This window comes from Elioraea sp. Yellowstone (assembly GCF_006704265.1).
In the GTDB taxonomy this organism is placed as follows: domain Bacteria; phylum Pseudomonadota; class Alphaproteobacteria; order Acetobacterales; family Acetobacteraceae; genus Elioraea.
On record NZ_VIKA01000261.1, the window covers coordinates 1 to 2,201 of the forward strand.

Annotated in this window: 2 protein-coding genes; both read left to right on the forward strand. The window is 74.5% G+C overall.

The window, feature by feature from the left end:
• The first annotated feature begins 126 nt into the window (after positions 1–126).
• The gene (gene otnK, locus FK498_RS18480) at positions 127–1,404 is read left to right on the forward strand and encodes a 3-oxo-tetronate kinase (RefSeq protein WP_141857142.1); all 1,278 of its coding nucleotides are present in this window, start codon (positions 127–129) and stop codon (positions 1,402–1,404) included.
• Positions 1,401–2,036, forward strand: a complete 636-nt coding sequence (locus FK498_RS18485) for an aldolase (RefSeq protein ID WP_141857145.1) — start codon at positions 1,401–1,403, stop codon at positions 2,034–2,036. Before otnK ends, FK498_RS18485 begins: the two co-directional genes overlap by 4 nt.
• Positions 2,037–2,201 lie beyond the last annotated feature (165 nt).

The following is a 2,201-nucleotide window of genomic DNA, read 5'->3' on the forward strand; positions in this document are numbered from 1 at the left end:
CTGCCGGCCGCGGCCGCGCGCATCGCGGCGTGGCAGGAGGCCCGGCTCGGCGCTCTCGCGCGCGGCCGGCTCGCGCTCACCATCGGCCATCGCGACCTCATCGCCCTGCCTGCGGAGACCTGAGCCATGCCGATCCTCGGCTGCGTCGCCGACGACTTCACCGGCGCGACCGATCTTGCCAGCACGCTGGTGAAGGAGGGCGCGCGCACGGTGCAGCTCCTCGGCGTGCCGCGGCCGGAGGATCCCGTGCCGGAGGCGGACGTGATCGTGGTCGCGCTGAAGTCACGCACGGCGCCGGTGCACGAGGCCGTGGCGGAGAGCGTCGCCGCGCTGGACTGGCTGCTCGCCGCCGGCTGCCGGCAGGCGTTCTTCAAGGTCTGCTCGACCTTCGACTCGACCGATGCGGGCAATATCGGTCCCGTCGCGGACGCGCTCCTGGCCCGGCTGGGCGCCGGCTTCGCGCCGGTCTGCCCCGCCTTCCCGGCCAATGGCCGCACCGTCTATCTCGGCCACCTCTTCGTCGGCACCGCGCTTCTCAACGAGAGCGGGATGGAGAACCATCCGCTGACACCGATGCGCGACGCCAACCTGGTGCGCGTGCTCGGCCGGCAGACGCAGGGCGGCGTCGGTCTGGTTCCCTTCGCCACCGTCGCGCAGGGTGCGGGCGCGATCCGCAGCGCCTTCCACGCCATCGAGGATCAGGGACGGCGCTACGCGATCGTCGATGCGCTCACCGAGGCGCATCTGCGCGCGATCGGCGCCGCCTGCGACGCCGTCGCGCTGATGGTGGGCGGCTCCGGCCTCGCGATCGGCCTGCCGGAGACCTGGCGCGCGGCGGGACTGCTCGCGGCGCACGGCGATGCGGCCCGCCTGCCGCCCGCCGCAGGGCGTGCCGCCGTGGTGGCGGGAAGCTGCTCGCGCGCCACCCTGGGCCAGATCGGCTTCGCGCGGGATCGCGTGCCGACGCTGACGCTCGATCCGCTCGCGCGCCCCGATCCGGCCGCGCTCGCCGGGGAGGCGATCGCCTGGATCGACGCGCAGGCTCCCGACCGCCCGCTCGTGATCGCCGCCTCGGCCACGCCGGACCGCGTCGAGGCGCTGCAGCGGAGGCTCGGGCGCGAGGCCGCCGGGCAGCTCGTCGAGCGCACCCTCGCGGAGGTCGCCGACGCGCTGGTCGCGCGCGGCGTGCGCCGCCTGGTGGTGGCCGGCGGCGAGACCGCAGGCGCGGTGGTCTCGCGGCTCGGCGTGCGCCGGCTCGCGATCGGGCCGGAGATCGATCCCGGCGTGCCCTGGACCTACGCGCCCGACATCGCAGGCGGGCTGCATCTCGCGCTGAAGAGCGGCAATTTCGGCGGGCGCGACTTCTTCCTGAAAGCCTTCGCGATGCTGGAGGAGGGGCGATGAAGGACGAGACGGCGTTGCGCGAGGCGGTCTGCACCCTGGCCGCGAGCCTGTTCGCACGCGGCTTCTCGGTCGGCAGCGCAGGCAACATCTCGGTCCGTCTCGAGGACGGCGTGCTGATCACGCCGACCAATTCCTGCCTCGGCCGGCTCGATCCGGCGCGCCTCTCGCGGCTCGACGCGGCCTGGCGCCACATCGGCGGGGATGCGCCTTCGAAGGAGGTGTTCATGCATCGCGCCTTCTACCAGGCGCGCGCGGAGGCGCAGGCGGTGGTGCATCTGCACTCCACCTGGGCGACTGCGGTGGCGTGCCTGGAGGAGGTCGATGCGCGCGCGCCGATCCCGCCGCTGACACCCTACTTCGTCATGCGCATCGGCGAGACCTTGCCGGTGGTGCGCTACTTCCGCCCCGGCGATCCGGCGATGGAGCCGGCGATCGCGGCCGCGGCCAGGACGGCGCGCGCCGTGCTGCTCGCCAATCACGGGCCGGTGGTGTCGGGGGCTTCGCTGACCGATGCCGTCTATGCGGCGGAGGAGCTCGAGGAGGCGGCCAAGCTCTTCATGCTGCTGCGCGGCGAGCGCGTGCGCCGCCTGACGTCGGCGCAGGTCGCGGATCTCGGACGCCGCTTCGGCTGAAGGACCGCAGGGATACGAAAAAGGGCGCGCCCGCCGCGGCGGACGCGCCCTGATGGCCGGCCCCGAGGCCGGTCACGCGCTCACATGCTCGGCGTCTCGGAGGCCGGCGCGGGCGGGGTCTCGCTGGCCGGGGCCTTGCGCGGGCGCCGGACGGCGGGCTTGCGC

Bases quoted from the DNA above. Each gene is read 5' to 3' on its own strand.
- otnK (WP_141857142.1), top strand. From the start codon at position 127: ATGCCGATCCTCGGCTGCGTCGCCGACGACTTCACCGGCGCGACCGAT.
- FK498_RS18485 (WP_141857145.1), top strand. From the start codon at position 1,401: ATGAAGGACGAGACGGCGTTGCGCGAGGCGGTCTGCACCCTGGCCGCG.